Annotated in this window: 20 protein-coding genes; 3 read left to right on the forward strand and 17 right to left on the reverse strand. The window is 72.6% G+C overall.

Annotation, left to right across the window (positions count from 1 at the left end; translation table 11 throughout):
• Positions 1 to 22: 22 nt before the first annotated feature.
• The gene (locus ACSURM_RS13835; RefSeq protein ID WP_436961072.1) at positions 23 to 988 is read right to left on the reverse strand and encodes a LysR substrate-binding domain-containing protein; all 966 of its coding nucleotides are present in this window, start codon (positions 986 to 988) and stop codon (positions 23 to 25) included.
• Between the two features lie 139 nt (positions 989 to 1,127).
• Between ACSURM_RS13835 and ACSURM_RS13840 the strand changes: the two genes are divergently transcribed.
• Positions 1,128 to 1,682, forward strand: coding sequence for a peroxiredoxin (locus tag ACSURM_RS13840; RefSeq protein ID WP_436955287.1), 555 nt, complete (start codon positions 1,128 to 1,130; stop codon positions 1,680 to 1,682).
• A 3-nt stretch (positions 1,683 to 1,685) separates the two neighbouring features.
• Positions 1,686 to 2,219: an alkyl hydroperoxide reductase gene (locus tag ACSURM_RS13845; protein ID WP_436955288.1), complete on the forward strand. Its 534-nt coding sequence runs from the start codon at positions 1,686 to 1,688 to the stop codon at positions 2,217 to 2,219.
• Positions 2,220 to 2,240: 21 nt separating this feature from the next.
• On the opposite strand, the gene ACSURM_RS13850 is transcribed toward ACSURM_RS13845, so the two are convergent.
• The 6 genes from ACSURM_RS13850 to ACSURM_RS13875 all read right to left on the reverse strand — a co-directional run bounded on the left by ACSURM_RS13850 (position 2,241) and on the right by ACSURM_RS13875 (position 9,895).
• The gene (locus ACSURM_RS13850) at positions 2,241 to 3,689 is read right to left on the reverse strand and encodes an AI-2E family transporter (protein WP_436955289.1); all 1,449 of its coding nucleotides are present in this window, start codon (positions 3,687 to 3,689) and stop codon (positions 2,241 to 2,243) included.
• Between the two features lie 148 nt (positions 3,690 to 3,837).
• Positions 3,838 to 4,563: a transglycosylase SLT domain-containing protein gene (locus tag ACSURM_RS13855; protein WP_436955290.1), complete on the reverse strand. Its 726-nt coding sequence runs from the start codon at positions 4,561 to 4,563 to the stop codon at positions 3,838 to 3,840.
• A 399-nt stretch (positions 4,564 to 4,962) separates the two neighbouring features.
• Positions 4,963 to 6,288, reverse strand: coding sequence for a PhoH family protein (locus ACSURM_RS13860; RefSeq protein WP_436955291.1), 1,326 nt, complete (start codon positions 6,286 to 6,288; stop codon positions 4,963 to 4,965).
• 349 nt (positions 6,289 to 6,637) lie between these two features.
• Positions 6,638 to 7,411: an isoprenyl transferase gene (locus ACSURM_RS13865; RefSeq protein ID WP_436955292.1), complete on the reverse strand. Its 774-nt coding sequence runs from the start codon at positions 7,409 to 7,411 to the stop codon at positions 6,638 to 6,640.
• A 707-nt stretch (positions 7,412 to 8,118) separates the two neighbouring features.
• Entirely contained in the window at positions 8,119 to 8,922 is an 804-nt protein-coding gene (locus tag ACSURM_RS13870) for a class I SAM-dependent methyltransferase (protein ID WP_436955293.1), read from the reverse strand.
• A gap of 100 nt (positions 8,923 to 9,022) precedes the next feature.
• Complete coding sequence (locus ACSURM_RS13875; RefSeq protein WP_436955294.1) at positions 9,023 to 9,895, reverse strand: LLM class flavin-dependent oxidoreductase; 873 nt, start codon at positions 9,893 to 9,895, stop codon at positions 9,023 to 9,025.
• An 87-nt stretch (positions 9,896 to 9,982) separates the two neighbouring features.
• On the opposite strand from ACSURM_RS13875, the gene ACSURM_RS13880 reads away from it, so the two are divergent.
• Positions 9,983 to 10,357: a DUF192 domain-containing protein gene (locus ACSURM_RS13880; protein ID WP_436955295.1), complete on the forward strand. Its 375-nt coding sequence runs from the start codon at positions 9,983 to 9,985 to the stop codon at positions 10,355 to 10,357.
• Between the two features lie 19 nt (positions 10,358 to 10,376).
• Here the strand turns inward: ACSURM_RS13880 and ACSURM_RS13885 are convergent, their stop codons facing one another.
• The 10 genes from ACSURM_RS13885 to ACSURM_RS13930 form a co-directional block, all read right to left on the reverse strand.
• On the reverse strand, positions 10,377 to 11,000 hold the full coding sequence (locus ACSURM_RS13885; RefSeq protein WP_436955296.1) for an OmpA family protein: 624 nt from the start codon (positions 10,998 to 11,000) through the stop codon (positions 10,377 to 10,379).
• Between the two features lie 7 nt (positions 11,001 to 11,007).
• Positions 11,008 to 11,589, reverse strand: a complete 582-nt coding sequence (locus ACSURM_RS13890) for a hypothetical protein (RefSeq protein WP_436955297.1) — start codon at positions 11,587 to 11,589, stop codon at positions 11,008 to 11,010.
• Positions 11,590 to 11,606: 17 nt separating this feature from the next.
• Positions 11,607 to 12,323 carry a pilus assembly protein TadG-related protein gene (locus ACSURM_RS13895; protein ID WP_436961074.1) on the reverse strand — a complete coding sequence of 239 codons (717 nt, stop codon included), beginning with the start codon at positions 12,321 to 12,323 and terminating at the stop codon, positions 11,607 to 11,609.
• The gene (locus ACSURM_RS13900) at positions 12,320 to 12,517 is read right to left on the reverse strand and encodes a Flp family type IVb pilin (protein ID WP_436961076.1); all 198 of its coding nucleotides are present in this window, start codon (positions 12,515 to 12,517) and stop codon (positions 12,320 to 12,322) included. The genes ACSURM_RS13895 and ACSURM_RS13900 overlap by 4 nt, the downstream gene beginning before the upstream one ends.
• Before the next feature lie 113 nt (positions 12,518 to 12,630).
• Positions 12,631 to 13,395 carry a response regulator gene (locus tag ACSURM_RS13905; protein WP_436955298.1) on the reverse strand — a complete coding sequence of 255 codons (765 nt, stop codon included), beginning with the start codon at positions 13,393 to 13,395 and terminating at the stop codon, positions 12,631 to 12,633.
• An 11-nt stretch (positions 13,396 to 13,406) separates the two neighbouring features.
• A complete protein-coding gene (locus ACSURM_RS13910) occupies positions 13,407 to 14,705 on the reverse strand; it encodes a sensor histidine kinase (protein ID WP_436961078.1) in 1,299 nt (432 codons plus the stop codon).
• Positions 14,706 to 15,028: 323 nt separating this feature from the next.
• Positions 15,029 to 15,916 carry a DUF5936 domain-containing protein gene (locus ACSURM_RS13915; protein ID WP_436955299.1) on the reverse strand — a complete coding sequence of 296 codons (888 nt, stop codon included), beginning with the start codon at positions 15,914 to 15,916 and terminating at the stop codon, positions 15,029 to 15,031.
• A 12-nt stretch (positions 15,917 to 15,928) separates the two neighbouring features.
• On the reverse strand, positions 15,929 to 16,873 hold the full coding sequence (locus ACSURM_RS13920; protein WP_436955300.1) for a type II secretion system F family protein: 945 nt from the start codon (positions 16,871 to 16,873) through the stop codon (positions 15,929 to 15,931).
• Positions 16,874 to 16,883: 10 nt separating this feature from the next.
• Positions 16,884 to 18,221 carry a CpaF family protein gene (locus tag ACSURM_RS13925; RefSeq protein WP_436955301.1) on the reverse strand — a complete coding sequence of 446 codons (1,338 nt, stop codon included), beginning with the start codon at positions 18,219 to 18,221 and terminating at the stop codon, positions 16,884 to 16,886.
• A gap of 20 nt (positions 18,222 to 18,241) precedes the next feature.
• The gene (locus tag ACSURM_RS13930) at positions 18,242 to 18,601 is read right to left on the reverse strand and encodes a TadE/TadG family type IV pilus assembly protein (RefSeq protein WP_436955302.1); all 360 of its coding nucleotides are present in this window, start codon (positions 18,599 to 18,601) and stop codon (positions 18,242 to 18,244) included.

Below are 18,601 nucleotides of genomic sequence, written 5' to 3' on the forward strand. Positions count from 1 at the left end.
ATGCCGATACGGACCCGCGCCCCTAAGGGGCGCGGGTCTGCTCGTAGGAACCGTCCAGCACCCGTACCGGCAAAGCCCGCAGCGCGTCCCGCAGTGCCGCCGCCAGTTCCGCGTACTCCGCCGCGCGGGCCGCGCCCGCGCGCATGGCGAAGGCGACCCGGCGGCTCGGGGCGGGGTCGGCGAAGTAACCGGTGAGCAACTGGCTGCTGCGGGAGGTCTCCAGCTTCAGCGCGGTGCGCGGCAGCAGTGTGCAGCCGAGGCCGCCCGCCACCAGCTGCACCAGCGTGGACAGTCCGGCGGCCGTGGTGGTGACCGGCGCGTCCTCGCGGCCCGCCTCCCGGCAGATGTCGAGGGCCTGATCGCGCAGGCAGTGGCCCTCGTCCAGGAGCAGCAGATGCAGCTCCTTCAGGGCCTCGCGGGGTATGCCCTCCCGGCCGCCGAGCCAGTGGTCGAGCGGGGTGACGAGCACGAAGTCCTCGTCGAACAGCGGGAGTTCGACCACGCCGGGGACACCGAGCGGCACCGCGAGCAGCAGCAGGTCGAGCCGGCCGGAGTGCAGGCCGTCGAGCAGGCTGGCGGTCTGCTCCTCGTGCACCTGGAGGTCGAGCTGCGGGTAGCGCTCGTGCACCAGCCGGAGCACGGCCGGCAGCAGATACGGCGCGACGGTCGGGATCACCCCGAGGCGCAGCGCGCCCGTGAACGGCGCCCGGACCGCCTCGGCCTCCTCCAGCAGCGCGCCGACCTCGTCCAGCACCGCCTTGGCCCGCACGGCCAGCCGCTCCCCCGCGGACGAGAGCAGTACTTTGCGCGTCGTACGCTCGAGGAGGGTCACCCCGAGGGTCTCCTCCAGCGCGGAGACGGCGCCGGACAGGGCGGGCTGGCTCATTCCGATGGCCGCCGCCGCGTCCCGGAAGTGCAGATGCTCGGCGACGGCGACGAACGCCCGCAGCTGCGACAGGGTCGGCTGCCGTCGCTTCCCGTTGCCCATCGTCACTGATAAGCACCTCCAATCAACACGACCGAGTGTAGCTATTTCCCTAATCAATGCACCCTGTGCCACCATCGACAGAGTCCAACCCCATGGGAAACGCCCTAAAAGGGAAGTTTCTTCGCTGCAAGGAGAGCCTGTGCTCACTGTCGGTGACAAGTTCCCCGAGTTCGATCTGGCCGCCTGCGTCTCGCTCGAGAAGGGCAAGGAGTTCGAGCAGATCAACCACAAGTCCTACGAGGGCAAGTGGCTCGTGGTCTTCGCGTGGCCCAAGGACTTCACGTTCGTGTGCCCGACCGAGATCGCCGCGTTCGGGAAGCTGAACGACGAGTTCGCCGACCGCGACGCCCAGATCCTCGGCTTCTCCGGTGACTCCGAGTTCGTGCACCACGCCTGGCGCAAGGACCACCCGGACCTGACCGACCTGCCGTTCCCGATGATGGCGGACCCCAAGCACGAGCTGATGCGCGACCTCGGCATCGAGGGCGAGGACGGCTACGCCCAGCGCGCCGTCTTCATCGTCGACCCGAACCACGAGATCCAGTTCACGATGGTCACCGCCGGTTCCGTGGGCCGTAACCCCAAGGAGGTCCTGCGGGTGCTGGACGCCCTGCAGACCGACGAGCTGTGCCCGTGCAACTGGTCCAAGGGCGACGAGACCCTCGACCCGGTCGCGCTGCTGGCTGGTGAGTGACCCATGTCGCTCGACTCCCTGAAGTCCCGTATCCCGGACTACGCCAAGGACCTGAAGCTCAACCTGGGCTCGGTCATCGGCAACTCGGAGCTGCCGGCGCAGCAGCTGTGGGGCACGGTGCTGGCGACCGCGATCGCCTCCCGCTCCCCGATCGTGCTGCGTGAGCTGGAGCCGGAGGCGAAGGCGAACCTGTCGCCGGAGGCGTACCAGGCCGCCAAGGCCGCCGCCGCCATCATGGCGATGAACAACGTCTTCTACCGCACCCGGCACCTGCTGTCCGACCACGAGTACGGCACCCTGCGCGCGGGCCTGCGGATGAACGTCATCGGCAACCCGGGCGTGGAGAAGGTCGACTTCGAGCTGTGGTCGTTCGCGGTCTCCGCGATCAACGGCTGTGGCATGTGCCTGGACTCGCACGAGCAGGTACTGCGCAAGGCCGGCGTGGAGCGCGAGACCGTCCAGGAGGCGTTCAAGATCGCCTCCGTGGTGCAGGCGATCGCCGTCACCGTGGACACCGAGGCCGTCCTGGCCGAGTAGGACCCCTGTCGAAGACCCCGCTCACTCCTTGTGGGCGGGGTCTTCGTCGTCTCCGGCGCCCTTGCCCTCGGCGTCCTTGGCACCCTTGCCCTCGGCGTCCCCGGTGTCCTCGGCATCCCCGTCGTCCTTGCCGACGGTCTTCCCGGGACCCTCGCCGGGGGCCGGAGCACCCTCCTCCCCGGCGGCCCCGTCCTCCACGGGCACGCCGGACTGCTGCTGCGCGTACGTCCGCAGATACCCCACCACCGTGTTCGTCACCGCCACCAGCGGTACGGCCACCACGGCGCCGCCGATGCCGGCCACCATGCCGCCGGCGGCCACGGTCAGGACCACCGCCAGCGGATGCACCCGGACCGCGCGGCCGAGGATGAACGGCTGCAGCACATGGCCCTCGATCTGCTGCACCGCGAGCACCACCACCAGCGTCATCAGGGCCGTGAACACGCCCTGGGTGACCAGTGCGACGATCACCGCGAGCGCGCCGGAGGCCACCGCGCCGACCAGCGGGATGAACGAGAACAGGAAGATGAACACGGCCAGCGGGACGGCCATCGGCACGTCCAGGAAGTAGATGCCGATACCGATGAAGATCGCGTCGATGAGGGCGACCAGCACCGTGCCGCGCACATAGGCCGTCAGCGTGCTCCAGGCCCGCGGGCCGGCGCCGGCCACGCCCGGGCGGGCGGCGGCGGGCACCAGCTTCAGGAACCACTCCCAGATGCGCTTGCCGTCGTAGAGCAGGAAGAGCGTCGAGAAGAACACCAGCAGTATGCCGGTGAGGGCCTCCACGATGACCTGGACGCCCTCCAGGCCCGCGGACGTTATCTGGTCGGCGTTGGCGCCGATCGCCTCACGGAGGTTCTTGGCGATCTGGTTGATCTGCTTGTCGGTGACGTGGAAGGGGCTCTTCAGCAGCCAGTTGCGCAGGTCGTCGATGCCGGACTGGATCTGGTTGGAGAGCGTGTCGATGTTCTCCATGACCTGCCAGGTCACGAACCAGCCCATGAGGCCGATGACGACGAAGCCGCTGATGGCGGTGAGCGCGGTGGCCGGGCCGCGCGGCACGCCGCGCCGGGTGAGCCGGGCGACCGTCGGCTGGAGCAGGGCGGTGACCAGCAGGGCGATGACGAAGGCGAACACCACCAGCTGGACCGCGCTGATGACCCGCATCAGCACCCACAGGGTGCCGGCCAGCACCAGCAGCCGCCAGCCCGCCTCGGCGGCGACCCGGACGCCCCAGGGCACGGCCTCGGCGGGATCCGGGCGGCGGCCGGGCGTGGCCCGGCGGGCGGGCGGCGCGGTCCGACGGGCGGGCGGGTCCGCCGACTCGGCGGCGGACACACCGGCCGCCGGCCCGGGAGCGGGATCGTCCCGCTCCTTCTCCGCCTCCGCGCGCCGCTCGTCCAGCCGCTCGCTCATCTCGGCCAGACCACGTCCGATCCGGCCCAGCCATCGTGGCACTCGCGCCATGCTCCGTCCTCTTCCCCCGCGTCCCCGCGTGCTCACCACTCCCCCGTGGAGTCGTCCGCGTAAGACCGTACAGGGCGAAAGCCCTTCCCCTTGGGACGGGGAAGGGCTGCGCGAGACCGAGCCGGGGCCGGACGGACCGGCTGGCGGCTTAATACCAGTGGTTGCCCTGCCAGAACGTCCAGGCCTCGCAGGGGCTGCCGTACCGCTCGTTCATGTAGTTGAGGCCCCACTTGATCTGGGTCGCCGGGTTGGTCCGCCAGTCGGCGCCGGCCGAGGCGTACTTGCCGGCGGGCAGGGCCTGGAAGAGACCGTAGGCACCGGAGGAGGCGTTGACCGCCTGGTAGTTCCAGCTGGACTCGTGGTCCACGATGTTGCTGAAGCACTGGAACTGGCTGCCGGCCACCATCTGACGCGCCATCGCCTGGATCTGCGCCACGCTGTAGCTGCTCTGGACCGGGAAGCTGGAGGAGTCGCGGACGTCGATGCCGCCACGGCTGGCCGTGGCCTTGGCCTCGAGGCGCTCCTTGGCCTCCTTGGCGGCCTCAGCGGCTTCGGCGGCCTTCTTCTCGGCGGCCTCCTTCTTCGCGAACGCGGTGTCGGCGGCTGCCTTGCGGGCCGCCTCCTCGGCGTCCTTCTTGGCGCTCGCGTCCGCGGCGATGGCCTGTGCGTCGGCCTGCTGCGTGAGGGACGCGGTCTGCACCTGCGCCTGCTGACCCGCGGGTATGTCCGCGAGAAGCGTGGTGTCGGCTGCCGTCGCCTCGGCGGCGTCGTTGTTCTGCGCGGTGCTGCCCGAGGCAACGCCGACGACGCTTCCGACAGCGGTGACCGCGGTGGCCGAGGCCACTGCGAGTCCCCGGACCGAAATCCGGCTCACACGGTTTCCTTCCAGCATCGCCCGCTTCGGTGACCCTGGCGGACGCGATCGTGCCCCTGACACAGGCCTCCCAACTGCGGGGTCACGGGAGGCACGGGCCCGGTGGGCAACTCCCCTGCGGGGAGCGCCGCGTGGTGCTCGGGCGGCATACGACGACTCTATGGAGTTGGTGGGGCCTGCGGGGCGCCGTGCCGCTGGGGGCACGACTGTGTCGTATGCGGGGCCTGACAGGAACGAGACTCTGCCGTAACCGGACGCCGCGTGGCAATTCTGTGTTGCGTGTGAAAGCTCACATCCCGTTTGGCCCTGGGGATTTCAGGAAAGTCCCACGCACGACGGCGCCGCCCGGCTAGGCTCTTGAGCCTTTGCCGGGCGGCGCCAACCGGGGCCGGGGCCGGATCAGATGTGGCCGTCCTCCAGCATCTCGGTCACCAGTGCGGCGATCTGGGACCTCTCGGACCGGGTCAGCGTGACGTGGGCGAACAGCGGATGCCCCTTCAGCTTCTCCACCACGGCGACCACTCCGTCGTAGCGGCCCACGCGCAGGTTGTCCCGCTGGGCCACGTCATGGGTGAGGACCACCCGGGAGCCCGCGCCGATCCGGGACAGCACGGTCAGCAGGACGTTCTTCTCCAGCGACTGCGCCTCGTCCACGATCACGAACGCGTCGTGCAGCGAGCGGCCGCGGATGTGGGTCAGCGGGAGCACCTCCAGCATCCCGCGCGCGGTGACCTCCTCGATGACCTCGCGGCTGGTGACCGCGGAGAGGGTGTCGAAGACGGCCTGCGCCCACGGGCTCATCTTCTCCGCCTCGGTGCCCGGCAGATAGCCCAGGTCCTGCCCGCCGACGGCGTACAGCGGCCGGAAGACCATCACCTTCTGGTGCTGACGGCGCTCCAGCACCGCCTCCAGGCCCGCGCACAGCGCCAGCGCCGACTTGCCGGTGCCGGCCCGGCCGCCCATCGAGACGATCCCGACGTCCGGGTCCAGCAGCAGGTCGAGCGCGATGCGCTGCTCGGCGCTGCGGCCCTTGATGCCGAACGCCTCCCGGTCGCCGCGCACCAGGCGGACGTTGCCCTCGGCGGTGACCCGGCCGAGGGCCTTGCCGCGCTCGGACTGGATGGTCAGGCCGGTGTGCACGGGCAGCCCGGCCGCCTCCGGGACGTACACGTGTCCTTCCTCGAAGAGGACGTCCACCTGTTCGCCGGGCAGGGTGAGCTCCGACATCCCCGTCCAGCCGGAGTTCTCCGTGATGGCGAGTTCGGCCCGGTACTCCTCGGCGAGGAGGCCGACGGAGGACGCCTTGATCCTCAGCGGCAGGTCCTTCGACACGACGGTGACGTCGTACCCCTCGGCCTGGAGGTTGCGGGCCACCGCGAGGATGCGGGAGTCGTTGTCGCCCAGTCGGTAGCCCGTGGGCAGCACGCTGGGGTCCGAGTGGTTGAGCTCGACCCGGAGCGTTCCGCCGAGGTCCCCGGTCGGGATGGGGGCGTCGAGGCGGCCGTGCCGGACCCGGTAGTCGTCCAGCAGGCGCAGGGCCTGCCGGGCGAAGTAACCGAGTTCGGGGTGGTGCCGCTTGGCCTCCAACTCCGTGACCACCACGACGGGGAGCACGACCTCGTGCTCCTCGAAGCGGGTCAGGGCGTTCGGGTCGGCCAGCAGGACGCTGGTGTCGAGAACATAGGTGCGCCGGTCGGGCTTGTGGCGCTTTGTGCTGGTCACCACGGAAGGACGTACCCCCTCGGATGTGGTCGGGGAGCGACGAGGAGTTGCTGGACCGGTGTCTGGCCCCCGCGCACGGCGGGCCGTGAACCGGCCCGCCGCGGCTGATTCCGTGCCGTGACCGCACGGTCGGGCTGGTGCAAAGGGCCTCCCGGGCGGACGGCCCCGAGCCGCCCGCTGAGAACCGACGCCCGTGGTTCGGGTGTCGACCTGTTGGGTTTATGCCCTCGAACGAGCGCCGCCATGCAAATGCGGCCACCGGCGGACCGGTGAACTCCTTGTTACGTCCGTGCCAATCGGGGGGACACGACGACGCCCCGTCACCGGGCGGCGACGGGGCGGTGCGGGCCGGTCAGCCGCCGTAACGGCGGTGACGTGCGGCGTAGTCGCGCAGGGCGCGCAGGAAGTCGACCTTCCGGAAGGCCGGCCAGAAGACCTCGCAGAAGTAGTACTCGGAGTGAGCGGTCTGCCAGAGCATGAATCCGGACAACCGCTGTTCGCCGCTGGTGCGGATGACCAGGTCCGGATCGGGCTGGTCGCCGGTGTAGAGGTGACGGCCGATCATGTCGATGTCGACGGACTCGGCGAGGTCCTCCATCGACAGGCCCCGGTCCTGCGCCTCGTGCAGCATGGAGCGCACGGCGTCGGCGATCTCCTGCCGGCCGCCGTAGCCGATGGCCACGTTGACGAGTATGCCGTCGTTGTGGGCGGTGGCCTCCTCGGCCTCCTTCAGCGTGCGCTGCATGCCGGCGGGCAGCAGGTCCATCGCGCCGACGTGGTGCACCCGCCAGCGGCCGTCGGTGGCGAGGGTGCGCACGACGTCCTCGATGATGCCGAGCAGGGGGACCAGTTCCGCCTGCGGCCGTTCGAAGTTGTCGGTGGACAGCAGCCACAGCGTGACCACCTCGACGTCGGTCTCGGAGCACCAGCCGAGGAACTCCGTGATCTTGTCGGCGCCGGCCCGGTGCCCGTGCTCGGTGCTGGAGCCGGACGCCTTCGCCCAGCGGCGGTTGCCGTCCACGATGACGCCGATGTGCTTGGGCACCTGGCTGTGATCCAGGTGACCTTCCACCCGGCGTGCGTAGAGCCTGACGAGCAGACTGCGCAGCTTGTCGCGCAGGTTCACGTGACCCTCCGGGGGTTGGGCGCGGAGTAGGGGGGTGCCGGAGCCGTAGGGGGAGCCGGAGTCGTTGAGCCTACCGCCGTCGGAGGCCCGGTCCGGCCCGGGGTTTGGCCGCGCGGCGGTGTCGTACACCGCCGGGGGCGCGCCCCTTCGGGGGGACGCCGGGCCGGGGCCGGACGGTTCCGGAACCCGGCCGTCCTCCGCCATGAAAAAACGGGCCGGTCCGTGGGGGGGAGACGGACCGGCCCGAGGGGGGGTTTCCACCATAACCCTTCGTAAGGGCTGGTGGGTGCATCGGCGCCCAACAACTACTCTCCGGAATCGCTCGACGACACCGGGGCGGTCACGGAATGCGGGTTTCCGGGGTGCTGCGGGGGCGGTTCACAGTGGATTCCCAGGAAAATTCGGCCGGGTGCAAATGGTTTCGCAGGGATTAGGCCGTCCCGGGGGAATCAGCGGGATGTCGCCCCGGGTCCCTCCGACGGGCGACCCCGCCGGCGAGGGGCGGACTTGACCGTTCCGCTACGGCGCCGGGGCCGGTGCCCGGCGGCGGCCCGGGGCTGCTTCGCGGCACCGCGCGGCCCCCTCCACCGCGCGGTGCCCACCGCGCGGCTTTGCCGACGCGAATTACCTTGGTCTGAACTTACGTGACCGGTGGGGCGCGTGTGAACCCCGGGCGATAACAATGTGGAAACCCGGTTCCCCGGGCGTCACGGCTTGCGTACGGGTCGGCGTTCCGGCTTGCGCACGTCGAAGAGGTGCCGGGCGCTGTGCGCGACGAACGGCCCCTCGTGCCGGATCCGCTCGTGCAATTCCCTCAGCCGTGGCTCATGGGCCTCGACCGTGAAGCCCGGGACCATCCAGACGACCTTGCGCAGGAAGTGGACGACGGCGGCGATGTCGTGGAACTCCATCCGCAGCCGCTCCGCCCGCAGGCCGGCCACCTCCAGCCCCGCCGCCTCGGCGTCGGCCCGCTCCCGCTCGGGGTCACGGGCGCGGCGCACCTCCTCCGGCTGGGGGCCGAGGAAGTACTCGACCAGTTCGAAGACGCTGGCGGGCCCCACGTGCTGGGCGAAGTACGTCCCGCCGGGCCGCAGCACCCGGGCGATCTCGGCCCAGTGCGGGCGCACCGGGTGCCGGCTGAGCACCAGGTCGAACGCCTCGTCGGCGAAGGGCAGCGGCGCGTCGTCCGGGGCGGCGACCACGACGACACCGCGGGGCCGCAGCAGGGCGGTGGCCTTGGCCACGTTCGGCGGCCAGCCCTCGGTCGCCGCCACCAGCACCGGCCAGGCCGGCTCCGCCCGCCCCAACGCGAAGTCCAGCACCTCCCCGCCCCCGGTCTGGATGTCCAGCGCGGCCTCGGCCTCCGCCAGCCGCTCCCCCGCCGACCGGGCGTACCCCCACGACGGCCGGGCCTCACCGGCCCGCCCCTCGAACCACGAGAAGTCCCACCCCTCGGTGGGCACGGCGGCACCCTCGGCCACGAGGTCCTCGAAGGAACGTTCGGTACTCATACGGTCATGATCCCAGGGAGGCGGCGCGGGGACCCGCGGGTTTCCCGCGCCGGCGACCTGCGTGGGCCGGCCCGGACCAGCGGATCAGCGGATCAGCGGATCAGCGGATCAGCGGGGCGACCTGCTCCGCCGCGAAGCGTACGAAGCCCTCCGGGTCGGGTTCGTCGGCCGTCGGCTGGAGGACGACGGTGTCCGCACCGGCCTCGGCCAGGCGCCGTACCGCGTCGGCCACCGCTTCCGCGTCCCCGGCGACGCCCAGGTCCGGCACCGACGTCAGGCCCTCGGCGGCGAGCTCGGCGCGCAGCCGGGACCCGGCGTCGGGGCCCGTGGCGGTCAGGAGGTAGACGACGACCCGGTGCGCGCCGGTGCGGCCGGCCGACCGGCGCCCCTCCTCGATCAGCTCCCGGGCCCGCCGTACGCCGTCCGGCGGGGTGGCGGAGGTGAGGAGGGTGCCGTCGGCCTTCTCGCCGGAGAGCCGGAGCGTACGGGGTCCGGTGGCGCCCGCGAGGACGTCGACCGGGTGCGGCGGCGGCCAGTCGAGGGCGACGTCGTCCAGCCGCACGTACCGCCCGCGCACGCTGAGGCGCTCCCCGCGCAGCAGGGCGCGCAGGGCGTCCAGGTGTTCGCCGAGGAGGCCGAGCGGCGAGGCGGCCCGGGTGCCGACCTGGCCCATCCAGTCCTGCACGCCGTGTCCCACCGTCAGGACGGCCCGCCCGGGGAACATGCGCTCCAGCGAGGCCGCCTCCATCGCGGTGACGGCCACGTTCCGCAGCGGCACGGGCAGCAGCCCGATGCCGACCCGTACCCGCTCGGTCCAGGCGAGCGCGGCGGCGGCCGTGGACACGCCGCCCTCCAGGAAGCAGTCCTCCCACAGCCACAGTTCGTCGAGCCCCGCCCCGTCCGCGACGCGGGCGACGGCCCGGAGGCGCTCGGGAGGAAGCTGGGGGCGGAATACGGCGCCGAGTCCTGTCATAGCGCCCTTCCTAGTGGGGAGGACGGGAAAGGACAACACAATTACCGGCGTGGGTGGTTGGCGGCCACGGAAGGCGGAGGGCGGGTCATGGGGCGCTGGCGGGACGGGCGGGGGCTGCTGACCGTACGGACGGACACCGGGGAGGTGCCTGCCGCGTCCGTGCCCCTGGAGATCTCGGCCTCCTACCGGGCGCGCACCAGGGGCCTGTTGGGCCGGGACGCGGTGGACGGGGCGATGCTGCTGTCGCCGGCGAGCGGGGTGCACACGTTCGGGATGCGGATCCCGATCGACGTGGCGTACCTGGACCGCCGCCTCACCGTCATCGCCGTGCGCACGATGCCCCCGGGCCGCCTGGGCCTGCCGCGCCCGCGCGCCCGGCACGTGCTGGAGGCGGCGGCCGGGGCGATGGCGGGGTGGGGGCTACGGGCGGGCGTACGGGTGGAGGTGGCGGCGGAGGGGTGACCGGTGGCCGCCGGTCACGTCACTGGCCGGTGCGGGGGAAGGACACCTCGACGCGGCGGTTCTTCTTCCGGCCGGCCTCGGTGGCGTTGTCGGCGATCGGGTACTGCTCGCCGTAGCCGCGGACGTCGAAGGTGACGGACGGGGTGTTCAGGTCCTGGTCCAGCACGGCCTGTACGGCGTTGGCGCGCCGCTTGGACAGGGCGACGCCGTGGGTGGTGGTGCCGAGGCTGTCGGTGAAGCCGAAGACGCGGACCCGGGTGGCGCGCTGCTTCCTGATCTCCTCGGCGATGGCGGCGATGCGGGTCCTGGCCTCCTCGCCGACACTGGCGCTGTCCTTGCCGAACAGCACCTCGGACTGGAGGGCGAAGGTCACGTCGGCGTTGGTGTCCTCGCGCCGCTCGTCCCCGCTCTGCTCCTCCACGACCAGCTTGATGTCCAGCACCTTGGCCTCGGCGAGCGTGGCGCCCTCGGGGAGCTTGAGGTCGGGGTCGGTGGGGTCGACGTCGACGGGGGCGGCGGCGGTGGGTTCGGTGAGGGGCGGCTCGCCGGGGCCGGTGCCGTCGGCGGCGGCCGGGGCGGCGGGCAGGTTCAGGACGCACAGCAGCAGGGCGCCGGCGAGGGCGAGGCGGGGCGTGGTGGTCACGTGTGCCTCACCCGGAGACCTTGATGCCGGCGGAGGTGAACGTCGGCAGCTGGAAGTCCACCTCGGTCACGTCGGCGGGGGGCGCCGGGAACTGCATGAAGACGGCCAGGGTGGCGCCGGACTTCAGGGTGCTGAAGCCGGTCGTCGTCAGCGGCCGGCCCTCGGTGTCCCGCAGCACGTAGTACCGCTTCTTGCCCTTCGGGTCGACCAGCGTGGCCCCGCCGAGCGATCTGCCGTTCTTGATGATCTCGGTCTCGTTGCCGCTGAGCGCGGAGGGGATGACGGCGGACCGGGCCCCGTCGTTCTTCAGCGTGCCGTCGACCGTGACGAAGCCGCCCGAGTCGCGCTGGGCGGAGGTGATCCGCAGGAGCAGGCCGTCCGACCCGCGCAGCTCGGCCAGCGGCTGCTCGGAGTCGCCCTCCTGGGTGCTCGGGCCCAGGTCGTCGGCGGAGGCGGCGGACGCCGGTCCGCTCGGCTTGCCGTCCCCGCCCCCGCCTCCCCCGCAGCCGGAGACCGCGACGGCCAGTCCGGCCGCAACGGTCAAGGCGGTCAGCCCTCTGCGGGCGTTCGCAGCGAACCGCATGCTCATCACTGTCGCTTCCTTCGTCATCGGTCGTTCGCCGGGGCGTCGGCCAGGTGGACGTCGAAGAGGTCCTCGGGCCCCGGCAGCTCCGTGGTGTCGTCCGGCTCGGGATGCCAGACCTTGTCCTCGCAGGTGAGCGGGGGCAGCGGGGTGTCGTCGGGGGCGGGGGGCCGCTGCCCGTCCCCGGGCGGCGGGGAGCCCTCCGCGGGTGGCGGGGACCCCTCTCCGGGTGGCGCGGAGCCCTCTCCCGGGGGCGCCGTCGGCTCCCCGGGCGGCCCGGGCCACGTCTCGGGCGGCGTGCAGAGCGGTTCTATGACGGCCCTGGCGTGCGCCGTCGCGTGCACGTTCTCGGTGCCGGGCACGACGGAGTCGCCCACGGACTTGTTCGTCCGGGCGTCGACGACATAGCTCAGCGGCGCGTCGAACGCGCAGCGCACCGCCGCGTCGTTCAGCGCGGCGAGCTGGTCGGCGCGCCAGCAGGAGTCGCCGGCGCCCGCCCCCTCGAAGATGGCCTGCCAGCTCGCCGGGTCGTCCAGGTTCTCCCGCCACAGGTCCGCGAGTTGGTCGCGGGTCTCCTGCGCCGCCGCCAGGGCCGCCGCGTCCGCCGCGGTCTGGGCGCCGCCGCGGTTCACGGCCGCCTGGCCGACCGCGAGGTACGCCAACGCGAGAAAGAGCAGGCCCGCCACCACCGTGAGGTAGATGGGGAAGGCCTGCCCCGTGTCGTGCCGTGCGCGGATCAGCCGCCGGTGACCTCGGCGATCTTGTTGGTGATCGCGTCGTAGATCGACTGGCCGATGCTCGTGCCGGTGATCGCCAGGACGATCGCGACGACCACCGCGATGATGCCGAGGTACTCCACCGCGGTCTGTCCCCTGTCGCCGCGCGCGGCCCGGGACTGCAGATACGCGACGGTGGTGCGGAACCATTTGCTCACGGTCTTCCCCTCCAGCTTCGCCTCCGGTCCGGGCACCGTACGGCCGGGCGCTCCCGCCCCCGAAGGGTCCCCGGGCCCAACCGCGGACCCATTCGCTCCGCCACGCCGTCATCTCACGCCACCCCCAGCCACTTCGCGGTCGCCTGGGACCTGGTGGCGCTGTGGAGCTTGGCGAAGATGCGGTTGATGTGGTTCTTGACCGTCTTCTCGGTGATGAAGCAGGCGGCGGCGATCTGCTGGTTGGTCATGCCGGACGCGATGAGGTCCATGATCTCCGCCTCCCTCTCGCTCAGCCGGAACCGCGCGCGGAACGACTGTCCCACAGGTGATTGCAACTGCGAAAGAGTTTGGGGTTCGGAAATCGGTGTCGTGTCAAGGAAGTTGGGATCGGTGTGTGCAGACGCATCGGACCGGATCGCCTCCAGTAGCGCCTTGGTCGCCCCGGGCGTCACCTGCGGGCGCCCCTCTCGCACGTCCCGCACCGCCCGCACCAGCTGCTCCGTCGTGAACTCGCCGTGCACCAGGTATCCCCCCGCCCCGAGCCGCAGCGCCTCCCGTACGGTCCGGGTCTCGTGGCTGTAGGTGAGCATCATGACGGGGGCCAGCCGCACCAGATGGGGCAGCGCCGAGATCCCGTCCACACCGGGCATGCGGACATCGAGCAGGATGACGTCCGGCCGGTGCCGCAGCGCCGCCTCGTACGCCTCGCGGCCGTCCCGGGCCTCGGCCACCACCGTGGTCCCGGTGCCGTCCGAGAGCAGGGCCGCGAGGCCGGCCCGGACCACGGGGTTGTCGTCGGCGATCAGCAGCCGCAGCGGCGGGGCGGCCGGGGCCGGCGGCGGGAAGCCGGTCCGGGACGTGCCGGGCAAGGGCCGCATGGTGCCTCCTCTCAGGGGGTGACGGGGGTCCGGGGCGCGGGCCGGGGCAGGGGGATGTCCAGGCGTACCTCCGTGCCCCGGTCGTGCGCGCCCCTGCCGATCCGGATGCGGGCGCCTGCCTGCGCGGCCCGCTCGACCATGCCGAGCAGCCCGAAGTGGCCCCGGTCGCGCAGCTGTTCCAGGGTGGTGCCGGGCGGCAGGCCGGTGCCGTCGTCGTGGATCACGAGGCCGAGCAGGTGTCCGTCGAGCGTCGCCCGTACGTCCACCCGGCCGGCGGACGCGTGGCGGTGGGCGTTCTCCAGGGCCTCGGTGACGATGGCGAGGACGTGCCGGGCCACGGGCGGGGGCAGGGGCGGGAAGCGGGCGGGGTGGTCCGCCGGCCAGTGGCAGGTGACCGTCAGGCCGGTGCGCCGGGTGAACTCCTCGGCGCGGTGGGCCAGGAGCCGCCAGAACGGGATCTCCTCCGGCGCCCGGGCGGGCTCCCGGCGCAGGTCGGCCAGCAGCTCCCGGGACTCCGCCGCCGCCCGCCGCGCCGAGCGGGACACCAGCTCCGCCTGCTGCCGGATGCGGGCGGGGTCCGGGGCGCCGGCCGACGCGGTCGCCGCCAGTCCGTCGGCGGCGAGGGCCACGCCGTACAGGGTCTTGGCCACGGAGTCGTGCATCTCCCGTGCCAGCCGGGCGCGTTCGGCGCTCACCGCCTCCGCCGCCGCGAGCCGGGCCCGCGCCGTGGTCAGGGCCTCGGTCGCGGCGCCGAAGCGGAGCATCAGGTTGCGCAGGGTCGAGCCCATGGCGCCCGCGACGACGCACAGGCCGGGCAGCAGCAGGGCCTCGGCGACAGGCTCGGGCCGGCCGGCCTTCAGGGTGGTGTGGACCAGGAGCAGGATCAGGGCCTGCAGCGAGGCGAAGCAGGCCGCGCCGCGCCAGCTGTAGACCAGGCCGGCCAGCAGCGGGGTGCAGACGCTGACATAGGCGAGGGTGGTGTCCGGGCCCGCCGAGACCAGGAGGAAGGAGCCGAAGAGGGTGTCGGCGGCCAGCAGGCTGGGGTGGCGCAGCAGCAGGGGGCCGAAGCGCTCCCAGTCGCGGAACAGGACGTAGGACACCATGACGGTGACGACCACGGCCGCGCCGGCCAGGCGCACGCCGAGGCCGGGGGCCGCGTTGAGCAGGGCGGCGGGCGCCGATACGACGATCATGGCCAGCCGGAACCCGAAGACCTGCCGGCACATCGCCTGAAGGGCACTGACCTGGAGCTTCTCGGAGGGCTCGGCCGACGCGGCGCCCTGGCGCGCCGCGCGCCACGGCCGGACCAGGAGACCCGCGAAGAGGCCGCTGACACCGAGCCGCCACGGCCGCGCCGAAAGGCCACCGATGCCCGGACGCCCCCGCCCCGCCCAAAGGCCTCCGCCACCCGGACGCCCCGGCCGCGTTCCGGAAGCTCCGGCGCCGCGCCTTCCCGGCCGTTCCCCCCGCCGCTCCCCCGGAAGGCCGCCGCCCAGGCCCTCCGGCCGCGCTCCGGCGCCCTCGCCCCCAGGGCACCCCGGCCCTCCCCGGGGGTGGCCGCGGCCCGTTCCTCGTAACCGCTCCAGTAAGCGCGCCCCCCTGCCCGTCGCCCCCATCGTCGTCACGTCCGTCCTCACTTCCCGGTGAGCGAGCCGAAGTCGACGCCGGAGCCGAGCAGCAGGCCCGCGCCCAGCAGCAGCATCGTCGCCGGGACCATGAACGTGGTGATCATCAGCGTGGCCTTGGGCACCGCCCGCGCGGCCTTGCGGCGGGCGTTCTGGGCGTCGGTGCGGCGCATGTCCTTGGCCAGGGAGACCAGGGTGTCCACGATGGGCGCGCCCAGCTCCTCGCCCTGCTGCAACGCCGTCACGAACATCGCCACCTGCTCGGAGTCGTTGCGCCGGCGCAGCTCCGCGAAGGCCTGGCGGCGGCTCATGCCGAGGTCCATCTGGCGCAGGGTGATGCGCAGTTCGTCGGCCCAGGGGCCCTCGTAGCGGGCGGCGACGCGGTCCAGGGCCTGCCGGAAGCCGAGGCCCGCGCTGACCACCACGGCCAGCACGTCCAGGAAGTCGGGCAGGGTGCGTTCGATGACCTGTCTGCGGACCCGGATCGCCGACCAGAGGCCGACCTCGGTCCACAGCGCCCCGAAGGCCAGCAGGAGCAGCGCCACGAACCACTGGCCGCGCAGCAGGAACACCAGGAAGCCGACGCCGCCCAGCACGCCGTAGACCGCGCGGCGGGCGGCGTAGCGGTCGATGGTCAGCCCGCCGGGGTTGCCGGCGAGGTCGATCCTGCGGCGGTAGCGGGCGACCAGCCGCGGGCCCATCAGGCGCAGCACCAGCGGCGCCCAGCGCATGCCGAGGCGGTCGACGACCGAGCCGACCACGCCGGTGCGGGTGGCGCCGACCTCCAGGGCGACGGCGAGGTCGGCGGGGAGCCGGGCGTCCGCGCGGTACATGCGCAGGCCGGCGAAGACGCCCCAGACGCCGGCGCCCGTCAGCAGGGCGAGCAGGAACTCCACGGGTCACCTCCCTCAGACGTCGATCCGGCTGAGCCGGCGGATCAGGACGAAGCCGACGGCGTACATGACGAACGCGACGAGCACGCACGCCTGGCCGACGGGGGAGCCGGTCATGCGGTCGAGCGCGCCGTCCTTGACGCCGTTCATCAGGAACAACGCGCCGACCCCGAGAACGGGTACGGCGTACGAGGTCATGGTCACCTGGGAGAGCTGGGTGCGGATCTCGCGCCGGGTCTCCTTGCGCTCCTCCAGCGTCTCGGTCAGGTTGCGCAGCGCCGAGACCACCTGTCCGCCCGCCCGGTTGGACAGCACCAGCGTGGTGACCAGGACGACGAGTTCCCGGGAGGGCAGCCGGTCGGCCAGCTCGCCGAGGGCGTCCTCCAGGGACTGGCCGACGGCCAACTGGTCTGCGACCTTGGCCAGTTCCTCGCCGGCCGGGGCCTCCAGCTCCTCCGCGGCCATGCCGATCGCGGTGCGCAGGGCGAGGCCGGCGTGGGTGGCGTTGGCCAGGATGCGGGCCAGCTCGGGGAGTTGGCCGATGAAGCGTTCGATCCGCTTCTGCCGCTGCCAGTTGAGGAACTGGAGGGCCGCGCCGACGCCGAGGAGCCCGGCGAGCGGACCGAAGAACGGCGCCAGGGCGGCCTGGCCGATCAGCCAGAGCGCGGCGACGGCGGCGAGCATGGCGGCGAAGAACTCACCGGGGGTGACGCCCAGGCCGGTGGCCGCCAGGCGCCGCTCCAGCCAGCGGCCGAAGCGGGTGCGGCGCAGCCGCCGGTCCAGGGCGGCGAAGCGGTGTCCACGGCCGGTCGCGGGGGGCGGGCCGGTGTGCGCGAGGCGGTCGACGAGGGCGGCGCGCCGGGCCCGGCCGGAGGCGTAGGCGTGCACGCCGGCCACGGCCAGGGCGCAGGCCAGCAGGGTCGTGCCGGTGGCGAGCTGGGCGAGGGTGCTCGGTGACATGGTGGGGGTCCTACCTGGCTTCTCTGGTGGCGAGCTGGTCGGCGGAGCGGGCCACGCCGAAGGCCTGCGGGACGGGCTGGCTCGCCATGTAGAGGCGGTCGGCGGTGCGGCGCGGGAGCGGGAAGTACCGGAAGGCGCCGTGCACCCGGCCGTCCGGGGTCATCGGCCGGGCCTCGAAGCGGGCGACGGTGGCCAGCCGGTACGGCTCCCCGCCGTGGCTGTCGAGCAGCGCGATCTCGGTGATGCGGCGGGCGCCGTCGGCGAACCGGGTGAGCTGGACGATGACGTCGACGGCGCTGTTGATCTGGTCGTGCAGGGCGACGAAGGGCACCTCGACGTCGGACATGGAGGCGAGGGTCTGGAGCCGGGTGAGGGCGTCCTCGGCGCTGTTGGCGTGCACGGTGGCCAGCGAGCCGTCGTGGCCGGTGGACATGGCCTGGAGCATGTCCAGGGACTCGCCGCCGCGGACCTCGCCGACCACGATCCGGTCGGGCCGCATGCGCAGCGAGTTGCGGACCAGGTCGCGGATGGTGACCTGGCCCTTGCCCTCCACGTTCGGCGGCCGGGACTCCAGGCGGACCACATGGCTCTGCTGGAGCTGGAGTTCGGCGGAGTCCTCGATGGTGATGATGCGTTCGTGCGGCGGGATCAGCCCGGACAGGGCGTTCAGCAGCGTGGTCTTGCCGGTGCCGGTGGCACCCGAGACGATGATGTTGAACTTGGCCTGCACCAGGCCGGCCAGCAGGTACACCATGTGCTCGTCCAGCGAGCCGAAGCCGATCAGCTCCTGGAGGGTGAAGGAGCGCGGGAAGCGGCGGATGGTGAGCACCGGGCCGGTCAGGGACAGCGGCGGGATGATGACGTTGACCCGCTCGCCGGAGGGCAGCCGGGCGTCCACCATCGGGTGGGTCTCGTCCACGCGGCGGTTGACGGTCGACACGATCCGCTCGATGGTCTGCATCAGCTGGTCGGCGGAGACGAACCGCAGGGGCAGCTGCTCGACCCGGCCGCCGCGCTCCACGAAGATCGCGTCGGGGCCGTTGACCATGATCTCCGTGATGGACGCGTCCTCCAGGAGGGGTTCCAGGATGCCGAGGCCCAGCGCCTCGTCCACCACCCGGCGGATCAACTGGGCCCGTTCGACGGTCGACAGGACCGGTCCCTCGCGGCTGATGATGTGCCCGAGCACCCGCTCCAGCCGCGCCCGGCGTTCGGCGGCGGCCAGCGCGCCCATCTCCGCGAGGTCGATCTCCTCCAGCAGCTTGGCCCGGTAGGAGGCGACCAGGCGTCCGTCCTCGCCCCGGCTGCCGTGCTCCTCCGGAGCGCTGATGCGTGCCCGCAGGCTCATGGGTTCGTCGCCTCCTTTTGTCAGTGGTCGAGCGGCATGGTCGCGGTCTTGGTGGCATCGCCCAGGTCCCACACGAGGGCGGGGATGTGGACGGTGGCGGTGACGGTCACCGTGCCGGCGCCCTCGGCGGCCGAGCAGGACACGTCCAGCACGCCGCTCACCGCGTCGGCGCAGGCCCGGGCGTAGGGCTGGTCCAGGGACGCGGCGCGGGCCCCGGCCCGGGCCGCCGTGCCGGCCTGTTCGGCGGCGTAGGCGACGGCTCCGAGCTGGACACCGGCGAGCCCGACGATCAGCAGGACGGGGATGAACCCGAGGTACTCGAGGGCGACTTGACCCCGGTCGCGGGGCCGTCTCCCGGTGTCTGCCCGGCGGTACGGCAT

It is taken from the genome of Streptomyces sp. SudanB182_2057 (assembly GCF_964272715.1).
GTDB lineage: Bacteria > Actinomycetota > Actinomycetes > Streptomycetales > Streptomycetaceae > Streptomyces > Streptomyces rubradiris.